This is a genomic window from Shinella sp. WSC3-e, assembly GCF_945994535.1.
Lineage (GTDB): Bacteria > Pseudomonadota > Alphaproteobacteria > Rhizobiales > Rhizobiaceae > Shinella > Shinella yambaruensis.
Window position 1 is genome coordinate 2,760,507 of the sequence record NZ_OZ000530.1, and the last position, 20,143, is coordinate 2,780,649.

General features: G+C 63.0%; 21 protein-coding genes. 8 read left to right on the forward strand and 13 right to left on the reverse strand.

Annotated elements, in window-relative coordinates:
* Positions 1 to 11 precede the first annotated feature (11 nt).
* Genes AABF56_RS13615 through AABF56_RS13630 form a run of 4 tightly spaced genes read left to right on the forward strand, consistent with a single transcriptional unit; the run spans position 12 to position 2,976 of the window.
* Positions 12 to 845 carry an ABC transporter ATP-binding protein gene (locus AABF56_RS13615; protein WP_272806317.1) on the forward strand — a complete coding sequence of 278 codons (834 nt, stop codon included), beginning with the start codon at positions 12 to 14 and terminating at the stop codon, positions 843 to 845.
* Positions 842 to 1,687 (forward strand): ABC transporter permease, encoded by an 846-nt coding sequence (locus tag AABF56_RS13620; RefSeq protein WP_272806318.1) that lies wholly within the window; start codon positions 842 to 844, stop codon positions 1,685 to 1,687. Before AABF56_RS13615 ends, AABF56_RS13620 begins: the two co-directional genes overlap by 4 nt.
* Positions 1,684 to 2,760 carry an ABC transporter substrate-binding protein gene (locus tag AABF56_RS13625; protein WP_272806319.1) on the forward strand — a complete coding sequence of 359 codons (1,077 nt, stop codon included), beginning with the start codon at positions 1,684 to 1,686 and terminating at the stop codon, positions 2,758 to 2,760. The genes AABF56_RS13620 and AABF56_RS13625 overlap by 4 nt, the downstream gene beginning before the upstream one ends.
* A gap of 15 nt (positions 2,761 to 2,775) precedes the next feature.
* Positions 2,776 to 2,976 (forward strand): hypothetical protein, encoded by a 201-nt coding sequence (locus AABF56_RS13630; RefSeq protein WP_272806320.1) that lies wholly within the window; start codon positions 2,776 to 2,778, stop codon positions 2,974 to 2,976.
* 174 nt (positions 2,977 to 3,150) lie between these two features.
* Here AABF56_RS13630 and AABF56_RS13635 read toward each other — a convergent pair whose 3' ends face one another.
* The 3 genes from AABF56_RS13635 to AABF56_RS13645 are packed head-to-tail and all read right to left on the reverse strand — an operon-like array spanning position 3,151 to position 5,383.
* Complete coding sequence (locus tag AABF56_RS13635) at positions 3,151 to 3,942, reverse strand: creatininase family protein (protein ID WP_272806321.1); 792 nt, start codon at positions 3,940 to 3,942, stop codon at positions 3,151 to 3,153.
* An 8-nt stretch (positions 3,943 to 3,950) separates the two neighbouring features.
* A complete protein-coding gene (locus AABF56_RS13640; protein WP_272806322.1) occupies positions 3,951 to 4,271 on the reverse strand; it encodes a MocE family 2Fe-2S type ferredoxin in 321 nt (106 codons plus the stop codon).
* Positions 4,272 to 4,291: 20 nt separating this feature from the next.
* Complete coding sequence (locus AABF56_RS13645) at positions 4,292 to 5,383, reverse strand: fatty acid desaturase (protein ID WP_272806323.1); 1,092 nt, start codon at positions 5,381 to 5,383, stop codon at positions 4,292 to 4,294.
* Positions 5,384 to 5,509: 126 nt separating this feature from the next.
* On the opposite strand from AABF56_RS13645, the gene AABF56_RS13650 reads away from it, so the two are divergent.
* On the forward strand, positions 5,510 to 6,538 hold the full coding sequence (locus AABF56_RS13650) for a LacI family DNA-binding transcriptional regulator (protein WP_272806324.1): 1,029 nt from the start codon (positions 5,510 to 5,512) through the stop codon (positions 6,536 to 6,538).
* Positions 6,539 to 6,681: 143 nt separating this feature from the next.
* Positions 6,682 to 7,611 carry a substrate-binding domain-containing protein gene (locus AABF56_RS13655; RefSeq protein WP_272806325.1) on the forward strand — a complete coding sequence of 310 codons (930 nt, stop codon included), beginning with the start codon at positions 6,682 to 6,684 and terminating at the stop codon, positions 7,609 to 7,611.
* A 106-nt stretch (positions 7,612 to 7,717) separates the two neighbouring features.
* Here the strand turns inward: AABF56_RS13655 and AABF56_RS13660 are convergent, their stop codons facing one another.
* Entirely contained in the window at positions 7,718 to 8,077 is a 360-nt protein-coding gene (locus tag AABF56_RS13660; protein ID WP_272806326.1) for an AtuA-related protein, read from the reverse strand.
* Between the two features lie 217 nt (positions 8,078 to 8,294).
* On the opposite strand from AABF56_RS13660, the gene AABF56_RS13665 reads away from it, so the two are divergent.
* Complete coding sequence (locus tag AABF56_RS13665) at positions 8,295 to 9,647, forward strand: acyclic terpene utilization AtuA family protein (RefSeq protein ID WP_272806327.1); 1,353 nt, start codon at positions 8,295 to 8,297, stop codon at positions 9,645 to 9,647.
* A 49-nt stretch (positions 9,648 to 9,696) separates the two neighbouring features.
* The gene (locus tag AABF56_RS13670; protein WP_272806328.1) at positions 9,697 to 10,758 is read left to right on the forward strand and encodes a LacI family DNA-binding transcriptional regulator; all 1,062 of its coding nucleotides are present in this window, start codon (positions 9,697 to 9,699) and stop codon (positions 10,756 to 10,758) included.
* Positions 10,759 to 10,775: 17 nt separating this feature from the next.
* Here AABF56_RS13670 and AABF56_RS13675 read toward each other — a convergent pair whose 3' ends face one another.
* The 9 genes from AABF56_RS13675 to AABF56_RS13715 form a co-directional block, all read right to left on the reverse strand.
* Entirely contained in the window at positions 10,776 to 11,426 is a 651-nt protein-coding gene (locus AABF56_RS13675) for an amino acid ABC transporter permease (RefSeq protein ID WP_272806329.1), read from the reverse strand.
* 10 nt (positions 11,427 to 11,436) lie between these two features.
* Complete coding sequence (locus AABF56_RS13680) at positions 11,437 to 12,102, reverse strand: amino acid ABC transporter permease (protein WP_272806330.1); 666 nt, start codon at positions 12,100 to 12,102, stop codon at positions 11,437 to 11,439.
* Between the two features lie 12 nt (positions 12,103 to 12,114).
* Complete coding sequence (locus tag AABF56_RS13685) at positions 12,115 to 12,861, reverse strand: amino acid ABC transporter ATP-binding protein (RefSeq protein WP_272806331.1); 747 nt, start codon at positions 12,859 to 12,861, stop codon at positions 12,115 to 12,117.
* Between the two features lie 29 nt (positions 12,862 to 12,890).
* Positions 12,891 to 14,006 (reverse strand): transporter substrate-binding domain-containing protein, encoded by a 1,116-nt coding sequence (locus AABF56_RS13690; RefSeq protein WP_272806332.1) that lies wholly within the window; start codon positions 14,004 to 14,006, stop codon positions 12,891 to 12,893.
* Between the two features lie 68 nt (positions 14,007 to 14,074).
* Positions 14,075 to 15,508: an aldehyde dehydrogenase family protein gene (locus AABF56_RS13695; protein WP_272806333.1), complete on the reverse strand. Its 1,434-nt coding sequence runs from the start codon at positions 15,506 to 15,508 to the stop codon at positions 14,075 to 14,077.
* Between the two features lie 43 nt (positions 15,509 to 15,551).
* Positions 15,552 to 16,610, reverse strand: a complete 1,059-nt coding sequence (locus tag AABF56_RS13700; RefSeq protein WP_272806334.1) for an Ldh family oxidoreductase — start codon at positions 16,608 to 16,610, stop codon at positions 15,552 to 15,554.
* Positions 16,607 to 18,301 carry an ABC transporter ATP-binding protein gene (locus AABF56_RS13705; protein ID WP_272806335.1) on the reverse strand — a complete coding sequence of 565 codons (1,695 nt, stop codon included), beginning with the start codon at positions 18,299 to 18,301 and terminating at the stop codon, positions 16,607 to 16,609. Before AABF56_RS13705 ends, AABF56_RS13700 begins: the two co-directional genes overlap by 4 nt.
* The gene (locus tag AABF56_RS13710) at positions 18,294 to 19,190 is read right to left on the reverse strand and encodes an ABC transporter permease (RefSeq protein ID WP_272807507.1); all 897 of its coding nucleotides are present in this window, start codon (positions 19,188 to 19,190) and stop codon (positions 18,294 to 18,296) included. The genes AABF56_RS13705 and AABF56_RS13710 overlap by 8 nt, the downstream gene beginning before the upstream one ends.
* A 26-nt stretch (positions 19,191 to 19,216) precedes the next feature.
* Positions 19,217 to 20,128, reverse strand: a complete 912-nt coding sequence (locus AABF56_RS13715; protein WP_272806336.1) for an ABC transporter permease — start codon at positions 20,126 to 20,128, stop codon at positions 19,217 to 19,219.
* Between the last annotated feature and the right edge of the window lie 15 nt (positions 20,129 to 20,143).

Below are 20,143 nucleotides of genomic sequence, written 5' to 3' on the forward strand. Positions count from 1 at the left end.
AAGGCGCCACTATGGCCAATGACAGCTCCATTGTTGAGCCCATTCTGATCGCCCCGCCTGCAATAGAGGTGAAAGGGCTTTCCGTCCGCTATGTCGGCAAGCATGGAACGGTCGATGCACTCGCCGACATCACGACACGGATAGAAGGCGGAGAGTTCCTTGCGCTAGTCGGCCGCTCCGGCTCGGGAAAATCAACGCTGCTGCGCGCCATCGGCGGCCTGACAGTGGCGAGCGCCGGAACCGTCCGCGTGGGCAATCGCGTCGTCTCCGAGCCGCCGGCGCAGGTCCGCTTTGTCGCCCAGGATTATTCACAATCGCTGTTGCCTTGGCTGACGGTGCGGCAAAACGTGCTGTTCGGCGAACGCCATGCCGTTCAATCCTCCCGCAAGTTCAAGGTATCCGTCGACGAGATCATCGGGGATGTCGGCCTCTCCCATGCGCGCGACCGCTACCCGCGCGAGTTGTCGGGCGGCATGCAGCAGCGTGTTGCCATTGCGCGGGCCATCGCGTCGCGACCCGAGATCATTCTGCTCGACGAAGCCTTCGGATCCGTTGATGCACTGAGCCGCGCGACACTCCAGGATTTGATGCTCGATCTCTGGCAGAAGTTCGGCTTCACGGCGATCCTTGTCACCCACGATATCGACGAAGCCATCTACATGGCGGATCGCATCCTCGTACTCAGCCCAAACGGAAGGGGGCTAGCTGCCGAGATTCCAGTCTCGCTTCCCCGCCCACGCCGGCAGATCGAGACACGGGAACATCCGCGCTACCTCGAATACAGGCGCACGCTTCTCGAAAGCGTTCTCGCGAAGCCGCCGCTAAAATCCGCGGAGGCCGCATGACGGTACCAACCAGCATCGCACTTCCGGCAACTGACAGTGTTGGAAAACCCAATAAGCGCCACAAACGCGTGGTCCCGCTCGACAACCGAGCGCTCGGCTGGCTGCTCCTTCTCATTCTCGTCGGCATCTGGGAGATCATCGCCGCCCAAAACCCCTCACCCGGCCTCCCCGCTCCTTCGCGGATCGGAGCTGCCTGGTGGACGGAAATGACAGTTGGGCAGTTGGGGTTCCAGCTCGTCGACACGATGACGTCGATGGTCTACGGCTACGTGCTTTCTGCCGTGTTAGGCGTTGCAATCGGCGTTATGATGGCACGGATCAAGCTCATTTATGCGCTGGTTGAACCGATCATCGAACTGCTCCGCCCAGTTCCGACGATCGTCTTCATCCCGGTCATCATTCTTTATGCCGGTCTCGGTCGGGAAATGAACGTCATCGCCATTCTCGTCTCGGCCACGATCCCGATTCTGATCGCCACCTATTCCGGCGCAAGAGGCGTCTCAGCCGCACTTCGCGATACGGCCTCCACCTTCAAGCTTTCCTGGTGGCGGACGATCTACGAGATCGTGCTGCCGGCCGCAGCACCCCAGATTTTTGTCGGCCTGCGGCTGGCGCTCGCAGGCTCCTTCGTCATTGCCATCGCGGCCGGCATGATCGCTGGAAACAGCGGCATCGGCTACTACATTCTAAACGCCCAGCAGACGCTGGACATTGCGAGAATGTATGCCGGCGCCGTAACCGTGGCAGTGGTGGGATATGCGTTGAACTACGGATTCCTGTCGATCGAGAACAGGCTGCTGCACTGGCATATCGCCGCCGATTCAGGCGGCGGCCGCCGATGAATACGGCGCACGAGAAAATCTGGTATACACGGTGCCAGGTGCCGACCGCCAGCGGTATCGCGCTCAACCAGGGATGGCTTGCCGATACGCTTGCGGGACTCGATGTCGGGCTCGGCATCCTTCAGGAAGCGCCGCTGGATATCGCGCTCTCCCACTACGATCATTCACTGCCGTCGCTCATTCGCGAAGGCGGCAGCGTGCCGGCAATCGTCGCACGGGCGGAAGGCGCTCCGACCCGCCTCCTCGGCCTGACGTTCATCGACGAGGGCCAGGCCATCGTGGCCGACCCCGCCCGCCTGCAAGGACCTAAAGACCTGCGTGGCGCGCGCATTGCCATTCCATCCTTTGCCGCTCGCAGGAATGCCAGCCATGCGCGCGCCATGGCGCTCGGCGGTTTCGAAGCGGCCTTTCGGCATATCGGTCTCGACTTTGATGACGTCACGGTTGTGGAGACCCCGCTTTCGCAGACTGTTCCGCCCGGCAGGCTACGACGCGACCTCAAGATCAAGGAGTGGCCTGCTCTCGACCAGGTGACCGCCGGCGACGCCGATGCCGCCTACGTCAAGGGTGCAGCGGCACGCGAAGCGGCGTATCGGCTGGGACTCTCGATCCTTGTCGACATCGACGCCCTGCCGATCCGCGACCGCGTCAACAACGGAACGCCGCGACCGATCACGGTTCATGCAGAGCTACTCGACAGGCGACCTGAAATCATCACTCGGTTCATGACCGAAACGCTCCGCGCCGCCACCTGGGCGAGTGCGAACCAGGATAAGATCATCGCTGTTGTCAGCAAGGAAACCGGCGCGTCTCCAGAATTCGCAAGGTCTATCTATGGCGCGAACCTCGAGGCGGCCATCACGCCTAGTCTCGACGCTGACCGGCTCGAACTCCTGGAAATCCAAATAGACCGGCTTGCCCGCCACGGGTTCATCGAACGCAAACCGGACGTCGCCGCATGGGTGGCACCGGAAATCCTTCATGCAAGCCGGGCGGTTACAGACACCGTCGGCGGAGGTAACAGCATTCCGCCGCCCCTTGCTGAAAGTTCGGCGGTGCGATCAATCGGTTGATCGACGGCGGGGTTCATGGAAATACCCGTCCGCGAGGACGCATTCCTTGTATCACCGAAATTCTTCGACGAGGAAATCCCACTGATTGGCGACGAGGCCGTATCGGTGGAGCGTATTGGCCACCTCACTTCGACAACCGGTTACCGCGCGCCCGACGACACCTCCATCATCGGCTATGACGACATGCTCTTTCGGCGATGGCGGTCATCCGACTGACAACCGTGCGGCAACCCGTGCATCAGGTCGCCTCGCAGGCCCTCTTCTCCCCGTCCGAGAGCATCACCGGAAAAAGACGTCCGCGACGCACGGCCTCGTCGTTCCGGAACTGATCGTCAGGAAGTCGACCGCCACGAACCAGACACCCTCTTCCTGATCGCCACGGAACACGGATTACCCTGCCGTTGCCCAGACCGCACAACGCATGGCGACGGTATCCCATACCGCCCCGGCCCTCTTCATCGGAATGAACTCGCCGGATAGCCGCAGGCTGAAAGCGCCCACCGCCTCGCCGATTGCCTGCAACGACAGTTCCAGAATGGCCTTGCCCTCCTCGGCACTCGCCTCCGCCACATCGGGATTTTGCGCGAACCGCCCCAGCGGGCTCGTCCCAATCCGATCGGCGCGATCCATGGAGACCAGGTCCGGGCGGATATGCAGCAACTGCGAAAGCTCGTAGCGACCGGCATGGTCTCCCGTGAAAGCACCTGCCACCAGTTCCGGATCCGTCTGGACGAAATGATCGATCGGGAAGGCGGCGGAAAAAGCCTCGGCCACCATGCGCAAATCCTCCTGGCTTCCATGATGCCCGCTGATGACGACGACCCCCGAGAAGCCTGCATTGTGGAAAGCGCGAAACTGGTAGAACAGCGTTTCCAGGAGGAGATGCGCCGGCAGGGCCGCCAGCCGCGGATTGACCCCGCCCATCACCTCGCGCAGCCACGGGGCGTGATAGCCGACCTCGTGGACATGATAGGCCATGGTGGGGGCGACGATACCGCCGAACCGCTCCGCCGCCATGTCGCAAAGCCAGTCCGCCTTGATCGTGTCCAGCCCGAACGGCGCCACGTGACCATGCGGCTCGCATAGCCCCATCGGCAGATAGACGACAGGCCTGGCGTTCTGCCGGGCGAGGAACTCCTCCGGCCTCAACATCTCCCAGCGCACATGTTCCTTGAAGATCATAAGCGCCCCTACTCGTCCGCGGCGATATAGACATCGCCATCGACGACCTTTGCCGGATAGGTCCTGAGATTGACACAGACCGGCGCGCCCTTCGCCTCGCCCGTCTTGTAGTTGAAGCGGCCGTTGTGCTTGGGACATTCGACGATGTCGCCCATGACAAGCCCATCGGCAAGATGGATGCGCTCATGCGTGCACAGGCCGTCGGTCGCAAAATAGTCGTCGTCGGGGCTGCGGTAGACGGCATAGGTGCGGCCGGCCGCATCGAAGCGGATGACATCCTCCTCATCGATATCGTCGGCCGCGCAGACTTTGATCCAGCTCTCGGACATGCACTCTCTCCCTTGAGATCTCATTCGGCCGCCGCGACGCCGCTCGCAAACATCCCGTCGTCGCCCTGCCGCGCGCCGCCCGGCACCTTGCGGACAACGAAATAGCCGGGATCGTGCGCCTGTCTCCAGACCGCCGGCAGAACCTCGCGCATAACCTCGAAGAGACTGCCGTAGGTATGGGGCAGCTGGTCCTTCACCATGCCGTGCAGCACAGGAAGGTTGTAGTAGGGGATCGACGGATAGACGTGATGCTCGATATGGAAATTGAGGTTGGCGTAAAGGAACTCGGCAAACGGGTTCATCCGGAACGTGCGGGTGTTCTGGCGATGATCGTAGGAATCTTCCGCAAGCCCCGCATGCTGCGTCAGGAAGCCGAAGAAATAGAACCCGTTGGCATAGAAGCGCGGCCCCCAGATGAAGAGCAGCGGCACGATAGTCTGCGCCGCGACGCAATAGCCGGCGACGCCCAGCATGCAGGCGAGATAGAAGCGGCTCGACCAGAACATCTTGCGCCATTCGCTGCGCGGCACGTAGAACCTCGCATCGCTGGTGACGATGCCGAGCGCGTGCAGGACGATGCCCTTGAGCTCTCCCTTTGCCTGCACCAGGAAGAAGAAGTCGGCCGCTACCTTCAGGAGGTCGGCGGGTCGCGTCACCAGGATTTCGGGATCTTGGCCGACATGGATGGTGTCGGTATGGTGGCGCGTATGCCGCCAGCGCCAGTCGATCGGCTCTTTCATGGTCATGAAGAGGCAGAGATTGCAGAAGATCGCGTTGAGCCAGCGGGACTTGAACGTCGCGCCGTGCCCGAGATCGTGGGAGCGCGGATCGCACGAGCCGTAGATGGTGCCGTAGAGCAGAAAGGCGCCGATCGCCCACCACGTGCCGAGTGTCTGGTAGGCCAGCACGCCGGAACCGACAAGGAGCACCAGCCAGGTGAGATAGTTGATCAGGGGGCGGCGGTCTTCACGCTTCATCAGAAGCTTCAGCTCCTTCCGCTTGATGTCGAATGTCCACCATTCGTCTTGAGACGGATCGGCGACCTCGAGGTCCGAATTGGCGTCGAAAGCCCTTGAAAGCCCGTACTTTTCCGGCCGCTTCTTGAACAGCATGATTGCAGCTCCTCCAATTGATGTCGGTCAATATTTGCAGCGCATTGCCAAGAGAGCAACCTGCGTGATACTTTTCGGCTCAATGCATGCCAAACACGCGATTTATTTGTTTCAGAAAGTTTCAAGATGAAGCGCGTCACAATCGCCGAGCTGGCCAGGGAGGCCGGCGTCAGCGTATCGACCGTCAACCGCGTGCTGTCCGGACGACAGGTCCGCGGCGACATGATGCAACATGTCCTCTCCGTCGCGGAGAATGTCGGCTTCTACGGCACGGCGACCATCCGCAGCCATCTGAAGGGGGACCTTCCGGTCAAGCGTCTCGGAATGATCGTCCAGCAGGAGAGCATGCCCTTTCACAAGGAACTCGGCATGCGCTTCCGGGAGGCGAGCGGCGCCCGCGCCGATAGCCGCGTCGTCGCCCATGTCGAGCATATCGAGGACCTCGACCCTCTCATCATCGCCAATACCCTGCGAAAACTGGGCGAGGCATTCGACGCCATCGCCATCACCTCCGCAGATCATCCTCTCGTCAACCGCGCTGTCGACGAACTGGCGGACAGGGGTGTCGCCGTATTCACGGCGGTATCGGACATAAGCTCCAGCGGCCGGGCGGGCTATGTCGGACTGGACAACCGGAAATTCGGCAGGGCCGCGGCCTGGTTCGCCGACAACCTGCAGCGCAAGGGAAACGAGGTCGCGATCCTCATGGGAACGCACCGGCACGTGTGCCAGGAGCAGCGGGAAATGGGCTTCCGCTCCTATCTGCGCGAACACGCGCGGTCCCTGAAAGTCCTTGAGGCGGTCACGACCCACGAGACCGACCTCGGCGCCTACGATGCGACCTCGGACCTCCTGCGCCGGCACCCAAACCTGACGGCGATCTACGTGACGGGCGGGGGCATCCGGGGAGCCATCAGGGCCATCCGGGAAGCGGACGGGAAGACACCGCACCTCATCAGTTGCGAATTGAACGACGAAACACGGCAGGCCCTCATGGACGGAAGCCTCGCGGTCGCGCTGAGCCATCCCATGGCCGATCTCGCGGAAAAGCTCGTCGCCGCCATGCTGGAGGCGAGCGACGCCGATCGAACCGACCGCGGACGCGCGGAAATCATCCTGCCCTTCGTGTCTTCCACCGCGGAGAGCATTTTCTGATACATCATGATACAGTCTCTCCCGTGAATTGGAGACGTCCTGAAACGAAAAATATCAGACTGATTGCTTTTCTCCGAGATCGCGCTTTAGCTGATCCTGTTTTTGACAATTGGTAGGCGAGGAGGCCTGCCGAAGGAGGAGAAATGCTAAACCTGCGCAAGGTGGCGTTCGCTGCCGCGGCCGTCACGACCCTGTTCTGTTCCACCCTTGCTGCGCGCGCCGACGACATCGGCGTGTCGATGCCCTATTTCGACGACGTCTGGCTCACCAACCTTCGCAACAGCATCGCGTCCAATGCCGAGAAGGCCGGCTTCGGCGTCCAGGCGGAAGACGCCCAGGGCGACGTCAGCAAGCAGGCCGACCAGGTGAACAACCTCATCGCCTCCGGCGTGAAGGCCCTCATCGTCTCGCCCGTCGATACGTCGGCGACACAGCCGATGACAGCCGCGGCGCAGGCGGCCGGCATCCCGCTGATCTATGTCGCCCGCAAGCCGGACCAGGATCTGCCGCAGAACGTCATCTATGTCGGCTCCGACGAGCGGACGTCCGGCGTCATGCAGGCGGAGGAATTCGCAAAGCAACTCAACGGCAAGGGGCGCGTCGTGATCTTCCAGGGCGAACTCGCCGTGAACACGACGACCGTGCGCACTGGCGGCATCGACACGGTGCTGGCCAAGTATCCCGACATCGAGGTCATCCAGAAGCCGAGCGCGAACTATCAGCGCCAGCAGGCAAGCGACATCATGACCAACATCCTGTCCTCGGGTGAGCATGTCGACGGAGTGATCGCCAACAACGACGAAATGGCGATCGGCGCGATCCTCGCAACGATCGCCGCAGGCGCCGATCCGAAGTCCATCGTCTTCGCCGGCATCGACGGAACGGGCGAAGCGCTCCATCAGATGGCCGAGGGGAACCTCGACATCACCGTCTTCCACAACGCCAAGGGACAGGGTGAAAAGGCGGTAGACGCCGTCACCCGGATGGTGAAGGGCGAAGCCGTCGAGCCTGTATACTGGGTGCCCTTCGAACTGGTGACCAAAGCCAACGAGGCGGAATACGCATCGCGGTAAGCTGGCGCCGACCCGGACATTCAAGAGGTTTCACGAAAGGAAAAGAGAGGCGGCCGGGAGCCGCCTCTCTTCATGGACCGCAGCCTGAGGAGGCCTGGTGCGGTTCCTAGCGAGCCTCGCGAAGGCTGGGGGGACGGTCGTCGGCCGTCAGCTCCATGCTCAGAAGGATCGAGCTGAAGCCCTTGCCATGGATATCGAGCTGCAAGGTGCGGCTCGCGCCGCCGCCAAGGGCGTCGTGGAGCATGAAATTCAATGCGGCGACATTCGGAAGCTCGTAGCGCTCGACGCTGCCCTTCACGATGCTTTTCATGAAGGCCTTGACCGCGGCCGCGCTGAGGTTCCTTTCCAGCCATTCATAATCGCGCGCGTCGAAGCAGGCTATTCCCACATTGGCGGAGTTGCCCTTGTCGCCGGAGCGGGCATGACAAATATCGCGAAGGACAACGCGATGCGGTGCTTGGCTCATTCTTCCTCCTCTGGCGTCGCGCCACTGCTGATGACGCAATCCATAGGGGCTTCGAGACGGATTGGCATCTCGTGTTTTGATGGGTTTCCATCCTCGCCTGACCCTTATTGCTTGATTGATTCCCATCGTAAAATGGCGTGCAAGCCTGCAGCACGGGCAATAGCTTTTGCCGTGTCACGAGGGCGGGTCTGAGCGCCCGGAGCATATGGAGGAAAATATGGGCTCGTCGAAAACCATCCGTATCGGAGCAGGCTCCGCACATGAGGGCGACGATGTTTATGGCGCGCAGACCCTGGCGGAAAAGGGCGACCTGGACTACCTCGTCTTCGACTGCCAGTCCGAGGTCGCCCTGAGCAAGGCATATACGCGCCGTGAAAACGGCATTCCCGGCTACGACATCCTCTTCGAAGCAAAGCTCAGGAAGGTCCTCCCGGCATGCGTGGGCCGCGGAACCAGGATCATCGCCAATGCGGGCATTCTCGATCCCAAGGGTGCCGCCGGCGCCATCATGAAGGTCTGCCGCGAGCTGGGATACGGGCATTTGAAGGTGGCTTATGTCAGCGGCGGCGACGTCACCGATCAGTTGCGGCAGGAGAACCCGACCATCGCCGATACGAATGCGCCGCTTTCCGCCTTCGGCAACGCCTTCCTCGGCGCGGTCGCCTATGGTGGCGCGAGAGAAATCGTCGCCGCGCTCGCGGCGGGCGCCGACATCGTCATCACGCCGCGCGCCGGCGATTCCGAGCAGTACTTGGCGGCGATGATCCACGAATTCGGCTGGTTCTTCGACGACTGGGAAAAGATGGGCCGCGGACTGGGCCTCGGCCATCTCGTCGAATGCTCCGCGCAGATATCGGGCGGATGCTATGCCGATCCGGGGCGCAAGGATGTCGAGGGCCTCGACCGCCTCGGCTTTCCCATTCTCGAAGTCGAGGCCGATGGCAGCGCCGTCATCACGAAGGTGGAGGGCACCGGGGGCGTGATCAACGAGCAGACCTGCAGGGAGCAGCTCGTCTATGAGATCGGCGACCCCGCCCGCTACATTCATGCGGACGCCATCGTCGACTTCACCACCACGCGGATCACACAGGTCGGGCCGGATCGCGTTCGCATCGAAGGCACGGGCGGCAAGCCGAAGACGGATACGGTGAAGGTCGGGCTCGCCGTGCGCGAAGGCTATATCGGCGTCGGCCGCCTTCTCTTCGGCGGTGTCGGCGCCGTGGAAAAGGCGAAGCTCGCGGCCGAGATCTGCCGGAGACAGCTCATGGACAGGCACGGCTTCTCGGAGGATCGCCTTCGCTTCGACTATATCGGTTTCAACGCGTTGTTCGACTGGGGAACCGATCCCGCCGCCGTGAGGGAAGTTGAACTGCGCGTGTCGGGGCGTGCGCTCACGCGCGGCGAGGCCGCCGAAGTGATGGGAGCCGTGTCGCTGTTGCCGTGTAACGGGCCGGCCGGCGTGTTCTGGCCCCGCCCGACCGACCAGGGCGGGATCGAGGAAATCATGGGCTATTACTCGACCTTCCTGCCGCACGGCGATGTGAAATACCAGGTCCACATGGCGGATTAAACGCTGGCAGGAAGGTGCACCCTGTCATAGGCTTCGCCTGAGACTAGTCTTGAACCAGGTCAGCATGCGCATGCGCGAGCCAACGCGAAAGACCAAGCCGAGCAGACTGGACGACGTCGCTCGGCTTGCCGGCGTCGGGATCGCAACGGTCGATCGCGTGCTGAACGAACGGGGAGGCGTGAAGCCCGAAACCGCCCGGAAAGTCATTCTCGCGGCCCAGCAGCTTCACCTTGCCCGCCGGCTGCCCAATCCCTACCGGCGAAGCCTGCGCATCGCAGTTATCTTCCCGCCGCCGGTCACGCAATTCTTCCGCCGCGTCAACGAGGCAGTGCTTCAGATCGCATCCACGCTGGATCGCGAAGTGACGCTGCATCGCATCTTCGCCGATCCGGACAGCCCGACGGATGTCGCTGCCCAGTTCCAGAACTCCACGGCGGACGCCTTTGTCCTCTACGCGTCAGAAATGCCCAAGACGGTCGAAGCTGTCAGGCGCGCCTCCGACAGCGGCCGTCCCGTCGTGACCTTCGTGAACGACATGCCCGACTCCGGCCGCCTCGCGCATACGGGCATCGACAACCATGCGGCCGGGCGCACCGCGGGGTACTTCGCCGCGCGGATGACCAGCGAACCTGGATCCGTCGTCGTCCTCTACAGAGGGCCTGAATATCGCGTGCACCAGCAACGGCTACGCGGCTTCGAAACCGCACTGGCGCAGCACGCGCCGCGCCTTGCCGTATCGGCCCTGATCGAGGGTCCCATCGAACGGGCGCATATATTGCACACGTTCGGACGCTATCTGATCGAGAAAGGCCCGCCGCTCATCGTCTACAGCACCGGGGGCGGCTCGGGCGAACTCGGCAGCGAACTGGCGAAATCCAACTGCGTCGGCAAGACGCTCTTCATCGGCCATGAATTGACCGATCAGTCGCGCGATCTCCTGGCGCGCGGAATCATGACGCTGGCGATCGACCAGAATCCCGAGCTCCAGCTTCGCGTAGCGATCGACACGATCCTCGGCGAGCTCGGATATATCGGATCGATCCCCGCAAGCACGATCGTCCCCTTCACGGTCTTCAGCCCTGAAAACGTCGGTTCGGCCCTTTCCGGCTAGAATGCCTGCGGCGCCGGTCACCCGGCTGCGAGATACCGTTTCTCCAGGCTGGCGCTTGCAATGGACAACGGCCAACAGATCGCGAAATAGAGTGCCGCCACGCCGCCGAAGACCAGAAGCGGCTGCATGGTCGCGTTGGAGACGATGACGCCTGCGCGGCTGAGTTCCGTGAAGCCGACGATGGTGCACAGCGACGTGCCCTTGATGAACGTCACCAGAAAGCCGACGGTGCCCGGCAGCGAGATCCGGATCGCCTGCGGAAAGATGACGTACCACATCCGGTCGACATAGCCCAAACCCAGGGCGAGCGCGGCCTCCGACTGGCCGCGCGGAACGGACTGGATGGCGCCCCGCCATATCTCGCCGAGAAAGGCGCTGGCATGGAAGGTGAAGGCGATGACGATCGACGTCCAGGGGCTGGGGTTCATTCCGATGATTGGAAGCCCGTAGAACGCGATGAAGAGCTGCATCAGGAGAGGCGTTCCCCTGAACACCTCGATATAGGCCTGTGCGGCACGCGCGACGGCCGGAATGCTCGAGGCGCGGCAGGCGGCGACGACAACCCCGATCAACCCTCCGCAGACGAAGGCAACGACCGATATATACACCGTCCACTTGGCGCCTTCCAGAATGAGCCACAGGTCGTTCAGAACCAGGTCTCGAACCACAGCCTTCTCCTTAGACGGGATATCTGAAAATGAACTTGTCGACGCGCGAGAGAGCGAAGGACAACAGCAATGCCATCGAGAGATATATCGCGGAAAGCGTGAAATAGACCTCGAAGCTTCTATAGGTCGAATACTCGATCTCCTGGCCGAAATAGGTCAGCTCGGTCGCGCCGACGGAAGAAGCGACGCTCGTCATCAGCATCAGGAGGACGAACTGGCTCACCAGCGCCGGGTAGACCTTTCGCACGGCCGGCTTGAGGACGATGTAGAAGAACGTTTCCAGGTTCCCGAGACCCAGAGCCAGACCGGCCTCGGTCTGGCCCCGCGGTATCGATGTGATGCCGCCTCGAATGATCTCGGACGAATAGGCGGCGAAGTTCGCCGATAGCGCGATCAGCGCCGCGGTGTTGGAATCGAAGCGCACGCCCATCGCGGGGAAGCCGAAATAGATGAAGTAGATCTGCACGAGAAACGGCGTGTTGCGGAACAACTGGACATAGGCGCCTGCAAGGAACGCGAGGACGCCGACCTTCGACATCCTGAGCAGGAGGATCAATATGGCGGCGACGATGCCGACGCACATCGCAAGGAACGAAAGACCAAGGGTCCAAAGACATCCCAGCAGGAGCCTGTCGGCCTGGTCGAGGACAACCGAGAAATCGAAATCGTATTGCATCCGCTTGCTCGCTCACGAAAGGATCTGTGCAAGAAAGGCCTTCGTCCTGTCATGTTCAGGATTGTCGAAAAACGCGGCCGGAGGCTTCTCCTCGACGATCCGCCCGCCGTCCATGAAGATCACCCGGTCGGCGACCTTGCGGGCGAAGCCCATCTCGTGGGTCACGCAGATCATGGTCATGCCTTCGCTGGCCAGCTCCGTCATCGTATCGAGAACCTCCTTCACCATTTCCGGATCGAGCGCCGACGTCGGCTCGTCGAACAGGATCAGCTTGGGAGACATGCAGAGCGCACGCGCGATTGCCACCCGCTGCTGCTGGCCGCCGGAAAGCTGTGCCGGATATTTGCTTGCCTGGTCCGCCACGCGCACGCGCTGGAGATATTGCTGCGCGACCGCATTCGCGCTCTGGCGCGACAGGCCTCGCACCCGGCGGGGCGCCAGGGTACAGTTCTGCAGGACGGTCATGTGGGGGAAAAGGTTGAACTGCTGGAAGACCATGCCGGCCTCGGACCGGATGCGCTTCACCTGCTCGCTGGTCCCGTCGAGGCGCGTGCCGTTGACGGTGATGGTTCCGCCCTGGATTTCCTCCAAGCAGTTGATGCATCGGATGAGCGTCGACTTGCCCGAGCCGGACGGACCGCAGACCACGATCCGCTCGCCGCTTCTGACGGTAAGGGTGACATCTTTGAGGGCATGAAAGTATCCATAGTACTTGTTCAGACCTTGGATCGATACGGCAGTCGTTTCAGCGCTATTCATGCCCTCACCTTCGATGTCGCGTGTCGTTCTCAGTCGATTTTCCAGGAGATGCCGTCGATGCTCTCCGGGAATTCGGGCAGCGGTTCGAGCAGCCATTTCTGGCTGATTTTCTCGAGCTCGCCGTTCGCCATCGCCTTGTCGAGGAAGCCGTTCACGAAATCGAGGAACTCCTTGTCGTTCTTGCGGATGCCGCCGCCCTGATACTGCGAACCCAGCTTGATCTTGTTTTCAAACTCTGTCCGTCCCATGCGGGTAAAGTTGCCTATGTAGGTGCTGTTTCCAACGATGACGTCCGCTTGGCCCGACATGAGTGCCAGGATGGAGCTCTGCGGGTCATCGTATCTCACGATCGACGCGTCGGCCGGTGCTTTCTCGGTAATGATCTTTTCCTCGGCCGACGCCTTCGAAGCGGAGATCTTCAGGCCGGAAAGATCGGGAAAATCCTTGATCTCCCTGTCTTTCGGACCGATGACCCAATAAGACAGGCCCGCATAGGGCTTCGTGAACTGCAGGACTTCCGCCCGGTCCGGGAACATCCCCAGCACAGCGAAGAGGATGTCCACCTTGCCGGTGACCAATTGCGCAATCCGGCTCTGCCCGGTTACGGGGACGAGTTCCAGGTCGACGCCGATCTCGTTTGCCAGGAGCCGGGCGACGTCAATATCGTACCCGACCAGAGCTCCGCTTTCATCCGCAAATCCCCACGGCATGTTCGCGGCCTGCACGCCGACCCTGAGCTTGCCGGCGCTCTTGACGGCCTCCAGCGTCTGCGCTGAGGCCTGAAGGGCAGAAGCCGGCAAAAGTGCCAGCAGCAGGAGGGAAAGGACGGCACCAATCCCGCCGCTTCGTCCGGCGCGACATATCTGGCGAAAATATCTGAGAATATACAGCATGCGCTCCTCCTTGTTTTGCAACGCCGTGGAAAGCAAGCAGCAAGTCTCATGCGAGAGCTTGGCCTCTGATGACAGATGCAGGCTGTTTGCACATCCTCCGGGCGGTGGATCTCCTCCTCCGACCGCGCCTTGATAGTAAGCGAAGGTTCCACCACACAAAGCCTGTTCGTGATGGGAAACCATCAACACGACGATGCGTTCGAAAGTGCCGACAAACGAGAAATCCGGCTGGCGAAGCAGAGAATGCTGCATCCAGCAGTTTCCAGCAACCCGGCTTAAGGCAGGGGAAAACTTGGCCCCCGTGCCGGCCGGCCTTTGTCTCACGCCAGGGTGTAGGCGGTCTTGACGGTTGTGTAGAATTCGCTGGCATAGCGGCCCTGCTCGCGCGGGCCATGGGACGAGCCCTTGCGCCCGCCGAAGGGCACATGGAAATCGACGCCCGCCGTCGGCAGGTTGACCATGACCATGCCGGCCTCCGCATTGCGCTTGAAATGCGTCGCATGCTTGAGGCTCGTCGTGGCGATGCCGGAGGACAGGCCGAAAGGCGTGTCGTTGGCGACGGCGAGCGCTTCCTCATAGTCCTTGACGCGGATGACCGCGGCGACCGGGCCGAAGATCTCCTCGCGCGAAATGCGCATGTCGTTCGTCGCCTCGGTAAAGAGCGCCGGCGCGAGGTAGAAGCCGGGCGTGTCCCGCTTCAGGCGCTCGCCGCCGAAGGCGAGCCTTGCGCCTTCCTGCCGGCCGATCTCGATATAGTCCGTGTCCTGCTTGAGCTGGCTCTCGTCGACGACCGGGCCGATATGCGTGCCGGCTTTCAGGGCATCATCGACGACGACGCTCTTCAGCCGCTCGCCGACGGCGGCGACGAATCTGTCGTGGATACCCTCCGTCACGATGACGCGCGAGGAGGCGGTGCAGCGCTGGCCGGTGGAGAAGAAGGCCGAGTTGACGGCGGCTTCCACGGCGACGGAAAGGTCCGCATCATCGAGCACGACGAACGGATTCTTGCCGCCCATTTCGAGCTGGTACTTGCGGTTATGTTCGACGGAGGCGAGCGCGACGCGTTTTCCGGTGCCGGTGGACCCCGTGAAGGTGATGGCGTTGACATCGGGACTGTCGAGCATGGTCTGGCCGACGACGGAGCCCTTGCCCATGACGAGGTTGAGGACGCCCTTCGGCAGGCCGGCACGCACGAGGATGTCGACGATAGCCCAGGAACAGCCGGGCACCAGCTCGGCGGGCTTGAAGACGACCGTGTTGCCATAGGCGAGCGCCGGCGCGATCTTCCAGGCCGGGATGGCGATCGGGAAATTCCAGGGCGTGATGATGCCGACGACGCCGACCGGCTCGCGGGTGATCTCGACGCCGATGTTCGGACGGACAGAGGGCAGCACCTCGCCGGCAAGGCGCAGGCATTCACCGGCGAAGAAATCGAAGATCTGGCCGGCACGCACCGTCTCGCCGATGCCTTCGGCCAGCGTCTTGCCCTCCTCGCGCGAGAGCAGCCGGCCGAGCTCGTCCTTGCGGGCCAAAATCTCGTCGGCGGTCTTCCTGAGGATCGCATGGCGCTCCAGGATGCCGGAGCGCGACCAGGCCGGAAACGCGGCCTTCGCCGCCGCGATCGCCGCCCTGGTGTCCTCGGCGGAGGCGCGGGCATATTCTCCCACCACGTCATCCGTGTTCGACGGGTTGATGTTCCGGATCGCGTCCGTGCCGACCCATTCGCCGGCAATCAGGTTCTGGTGGAGCGTCATGCAAGGTCCTCGAATGATCTTCAGGCCGCTGAAAGGCTGACGTTCAGGCAGAAAAGCGGACGTCCGCAAAGGCGTCGATGCCGCGGGCGCTCGCCAATGCGACAAGGCGCTCGAACAGCTCGTCCGCGATTTCCAGACCGCCTTGCAGCTGACGGCGCTTCTCCGACATGGCGCGCTCGCCGGGGAGCCGGATTCCTTTTGCCCCTTCCGCTGGACGGCTCGTCTTGCAGCGCCGCACGAAATCGGTCGTTTCGGCGAGAAATGCCTCCGCGCCGCAGAAGGCGGCCGGATCGATCAGCTGAAGGAAGACGCCCTGGGCGCCACGTTGCTTCGGCGTCAGCCGCCCGTGGCCGGAGAGCGCCAACGCGAAGGCTTCCACCATGATGCCGAAACCGAAACCCTTGTAGCCGAAATCCTCGCCGCCGAGCGGCATGATCGTACCCGGCGGGTCGGCCGTCAGCGCATTCGGGTCGTCCGTCGGGCGGCCCTTGTTATCGACCACCCAGCGCCCGGGAAGCGGCCTGCTCCTGTCCGCGCTCTGGACCTGGGCGTTGGAGACGAGAGACGTGCACTGGTCGATGAGGATGGGATCGCCCTGCGTCGGGATGGCTGCGGCAATCGGGTTGGAGGTCAGCACCGGATCGCGCCCGCCGAAGGGCGCGACGGAAGCGACGCCGGGATCCGTCACCATCATCAGGCAAAGATAGCCGCGTCGCGCCGGCTCCTCCAGATAGGCTTGCAGGCTGCCGATATGCGAGCAATTGGCGACGCTCGCGGTGACGACGGGCTCGCGTTCCGCCTTGTCGTACAGCGAGCGCAGCGCCCTACACACGATGGCCGCTCCCGGCAGGCGATGCGCCTGCCAGTTGAGCGTCGAGGCGGTCTCCCGGACGACGGTGATGTCGCCGTCCTTGCGGATGAGGTCCTTTTCGAGCCGTTCCAGATAAGTGGGCAGCATGGCAAGGCCATGGGTCCTGTGCCCCATGAGGTCGCTCTCGACCATGATGTGGCTCATGTCCCCGGCAAGATCCGCCCTGAGACCGGCAGCCGTCAGCAGGCGTATGACGTCGGCGCGAACCGTTTCCACGTTCACGATTTTCATGGTGTATTCCTTGTCTCTGCGCGCGGGGCGCCGGGACGGCCCGCCGTCTCGATCCGCTGCATCCAGGCCGGAATCTCGCCTGCGCCGAGCAGCTTGCGGGTATAGTCGTCCCGTGGCCGCAGGAAGAGGTCGTCGGTCCGCCCGTGTTCGACCACAGCGCCGGCCTTCATCACCATGATCTCGTCGGCGAAGCTGCGGACGACCGGCAGGTCGTGCGTAATGAAGATGTAGGACAGGTCGAGCTTGTCCCTGAGGTCGGCAAGCAGCGTGATGATCTGCGCCTGGATGGAGACGTCAAGCGCCGACACCGCCTCGTCGCAGATGACGATGCGTGGCTCGGAGGCGAGCGCCCGGGCGATGGCGATGCGCTGCCTTTGGCCGCCGGAAAACTGATGCGGATAGCGCTCCGCATGCTCCGGCTTGAGGCCGACGAGGCCGAGCAGCTCCCGGACGCGGTCGCGCCACTGCGCCCTTGGCAGGATATCCCGGTGGATGGCCAGGGGCTCGGCGATGATGTCGGCGACCGTCATCTTCGGGTTGAGCGAGCCGTAGGGGTCCTGGAACACCATCTGCACGTCGCGCCGGAAGGCGCGCAGCTCGGCCCCGCGCAGCGAGAACAGGTTCCTGTCGCGGTAGTGCACCGAGCCGGAGCTCGGATCGGTGAGGCGCATCAGCAGGCGCGCGATGGTCGATTTGCCGGAGCCGGATTCGCCGACGATGCCGAGCGTCTGCTTCTCACGCAGGGTGAAACTGACGCGGTCGACAGCGCGCAGCGTGCCGGCCGAGCCTCCGACGAGACCCCTCGAAAGCTGGTATTCCTTGGTGAGGTCGCGGGCGACGAGAAGCGGCGGGCGCAGCTCGCCCTCCTCGCCGCTCCGCCGCGTCTTTTCCACATGCGGGATCGCTTCGAGAAGCTGGCGCGTATAGGCGGCTTTCGGCACCGTGAGGACGTCGCGGATCCCGCCGCTCTCGACGATCGTGCCGTCCTTGATGATCGCAACCCTGTCGGCCATGAGACCGGCGACGGTGAGGTCGTGGGTGATGAGGATGAGGCCCATGCCCATCTCTCGCTGGAGATCCTTCAGGAGGTCGAGGATCTGGCGCTGGACGGTGACGTCGAGCGCTGTCGTCGGCTCGTCCGCGATGATAAGCTTCGGCGAGAGCGCCAGCGCCATGGCGATCATCACGCGCTGGCGCTGGCCGCCCGAGAACTGGTGCGGATATTGGTCCGCCCGACTGCGCGCATTGGGGATACCGACGCGCTCCATGAGGGCGATCGCCTTTTCCCTGGCTTCGGTGGCATCGCCGGCCCGTCCATGAATGTGGAAGACCTCCGCGATCTGCCAGCCGGCGCTGTAGACGGGATTGAGATGGGCAAGCGGATCCTGGAAGATGATGGCGATCTCGGAACCGTTGATCTTGCGCCGCTCCGCCGGGGACATCGCGAGCAGGTCCCTGCCCTCGAAGCGCACGCTTCCGGCGGTGATGCGGCCGGGCGGCATGTCGAGGATGTTCATCACGACCGAGGCGCTGACGCTCTTGCCGGATCCCGACTCTCCGAGGATCGCCAGCGTCTCGCCGCACTCGACCGTGAGGCTGATGCCATCGACGGCCTTCACCACGCCGCGCGGGCCGGAGAACTGCACCTTGAGGCCTTCGATCGCCAGCAAGGGGGTGTGCGGTTCAGTCATCTTTTCGTCCTCCTTCCAGCCGCCAGCGCTGCTGCGGATCGGTCACGATGCGCAACCAGCTCGCCAGGATGTTGAGCGAAAGCGCGGTGAGCGTGATGGCAAGGCCGGGCCAGAACGACAGCCACCAGGCGCTTGCGATATAGTTGCGGCCCGTCGCAACCATCGAGCCCCAGGTGAAATCAGGAGCCTGGATTCCAAGCCCGAGGAAGCTGAGGCCGGATTCGGTGATGATGACGGTGGCGAAGTCGACGGCGGCGATGGTCAGCAACGTCGGCAGCACGATCGGCACGATATGCCGTAAGAGCACGCGCGCGGGGCTTGCTCCCATGGCGATGGCCGCCGTGACGAAGACCCGGCTTCGCGCCTCCATGACCTCGGCGCGCGTCGTGCGCAGATAGACGGGAATGCGCGTGATTGCGAGCACGATGACGAGATTGCCGACGCTCGGGCCGAGCACGTAGAGAACGACCAGTGCCGTCAGCAGCGACGGGAAGCTCATGATCATGTCGGTCAATCGCATGATCACGTCGCTCACCAGCCCGCCGCGATAGCCGGCGATAAGCCCGAGCAGGGCCCCGACGGCGAGCGACGTGACGACCGCGGCCACCGCGACCCCCATCGTGGCCTGCGCACCGACCATGATGCGGGCGAGCAGGCTGCGGCCGAGATTGTCGCCGCCGAGAATGTAGAGAAAGCCCTTGCCGAACTGCGGCGGCGTGTTGCGGCCGGCAAAGTTGATACCACCCGCCGCGTCCCCCACCAGCGACGGCCCGACGAGGCAGGTGACCGTAAGCAGGAGAAGGAAGAGCGCGGCAAGCGTCGCGAACTTGTCCGCCCACAGCAGCGCGAGGACCGTTGCGAGTCCCGAACGGCGCGGGCTGGAGTCCATCGTCTTGGTGCCTTCGGCAAGATAGGTCATGCGTGCCTCACGCGAGGATCGAGGACGACATAGGCGATGTCGAGCAGGATGTTCAGGATGAGGATCGCGCAGGCCGTGACGAGGATTGACGCCTGGATGACGGCGAAATCGCGCTGCATGATCGCATCGATCATCAGCCGCCCGATGCCCGGCCAGCCGAACACGGTCTCGACGATGACAGCCCCGTTCAGGAGATTGGCGGCAAGGTCGCCGGCAACGGTGATCACCGGCAGCATCGAATTGCGCAGCGCATGCACGAAGACGATCTTGGCCTGGCTGGCGCCTTTCGCATAAGCAGTCTTTATATAGGGCGAGGAGAGCGCGCCGATCATCGAGCCGCGCACGACCTGGCCGAGCAGGCCGAAGGGCCGGAGCGCGAGCACGAAGAGCGGCATGATCCAGTAGGCCGGCCCGCCGACGCCGGAGGTCGGCAGCCAGCCGAGGCTGACGGCGAAAATCAGGACGAGGATGATCGCCACCCAGAAATCGGGCGTGCTGGCTCCTGTCAGGGAGAGCACGCTGATCAGGCGGTCGAAAACGCCGCCGGGCCTGCGCGCGGCGAGCGAGCCGCACAGGATCGCCCCGGCAAAGGCGATGGCGAGCGCCATCGATACGAGCTTCAGCGTGTGCGGGAAAGCTTCCAGCGCGATGTCCATGGCGGAGCGCTGCTGGCTGAGCGACCTACCGAAATCGAGATGCAGGAGATCGACCACATAGCGCCCGAACTGGGCGTAGACCGGATCGTCAAAGCCGTGGAGCCGCGAAAAGGCCTCGCGGTCGGCCGGCGACGCATCGAGCGGCAGGAACAGGTAGGAGGGATCGCCAGTCATGCGCGACAGGAAGAAGACAAGCAGCAGGAGGCCGGCCATCGACAGGAGGGTGAAGAGTGAACGCTTGAAGAATCTCATGACCTCTTCCTTGAT

Excerpts from the sequence above, each read along its gene's own strand:
- AABF56_RS13615 (WP_272806317.1), top strand. The coding sequence starts at position 12 with ATGGCCAATGACAGCTCCATTGTTGAGCCCATTCTGATCGCCCCGCCT.
- AABF56_RS13620 (WP_272806318.1), top strand. The coding sequence starts at position 842 with ATGACGGTACCAACCAGCATCGCACTTCCGGCAACTGACAGTGTTGGA.
- AABF56_RS13625 (WP_272806319.1), top strand. The coding sequence starts at position 1,684 with ATGAATACGGCGCACGAGAAAATCTGGTATACACGGTGCCAGGTGCCG.
- AABF56_RS13630 (WP_272806320.1), top strand. The coding sequence starts at position 2,776 with ATGGAAATACCCGTCCGCGAGGACGCATTCCTTGTATCACCGAAATTC.
- AABF56_RS13635 (WP_272806321.1), bottom strand. The coding sequence starts at position 3,942 with ATGATCTTCAAGGAACATGTGCGCTGGGAGATGTTGAGGCCGGAGGAG.
- AABF56_RS13640 (WP_272806322.1), bottom strand. The coding sequence starts at position 4,271 with ATGTCCGAGAGCTGGATCAAAGTCTGCGCGGCCGACGATATCGATGAG.
- AABF56_RS13645 (WP_272806323.1), bottom strand. The coding sequence starts at position 5,383 with ATGCTGTTCAAGAAGCGGCCGGAAAAGTACGGGCTTTCAAGGGCTTTC.
- AABF56_RS13650 (WP_272806324.1), top strand. The coding sequence starts at position 5,510 with ATGAAGCGCGTCACAATCGCCGAGCTGGCCAGGGAGGCCGGCGTCAGC.
- AABF56_RS13655 (WP_272806325.1), top strand. The coding sequence starts at position 6,682 with ATGCTAAACCTGCGCAAGGTGGCGTTCGCTGCCGCGGCCGTCACGACC.
- AABF56_RS13660 (WP_272806326.1), bottom strand. The coding sequence starts at position 8,077 with ATGAGCCAAGCACCGCATCGCGTTGTCCTTCGCGATATTTGTCATGCC.
- AABF56_RS13665 (WP_272806327.1), top strand. The coding sequence starts at position 8,295 with ATGGGCTCGTCGAAAACCATCCGTATCGGAGCAGGCTCCGCACATGAG.
- AABF56_RS13680 (WP_272806330.1), bottom strand. The coding sequence starts at position 12,102 with ATGCAATACGATTTCGATTTCTCGGTTGTCCTCGACCAGGCCGACAGG.
- AABF56_RS13685 (WP_272806331.1), bottom strand. The coding sequence starts at position 12,861 with ATGAATAGCGCTGAAACGACTGCCGTATCGATCCAAGGTCTGAACAAG.
- AABF56_RS13690 (WP_272806332.1), bottom strand. The coding sequence starts at position 14,006 with ATGCAGCATTCTCTGCTTCGCCAGCCGGATTTCTCGTTTGTCGGCACT.
- AABF56_RS13695 (WP_272806333.1), bottom strand. The coding sequence starts at position 15,508 with ATGACGCTCCACCAGAACCTGATTGCCGGCGAATGGGTCGGCACGGAC.
- AABF56_RS13700 (WP_272806334.1), bottom strand. The coding sequence starts at position 16,610 with ATGAAAATCGTGAACGTGGAAACGGTTCGCGCCGACGTCATACGCCTG.
- AABF56_RS13705 (WP_272806335.1), bottom strand. The coding sequence starts at position 18,301 with ATGACTGAACCGCACACCCCCTTGCTGGCGATCGAAGGCCTCAAGGTG.
- AABF56_RS13710 (WP_272807507.1), bottom strand. The coding sequence starts at position 19,190 with ATGGACTCCAGCCCGCGCCGTTCGGGACTCGCAACGGTCCTCGCGCTG.
- AABF56_RS13715 (WP_272806336.1), bottom strand. The coding sequence starts at position 20,128 with ATGAGATTCTTCAAGCGTTCACTCTTCACCCTCCTGTCGATGGCCGGC.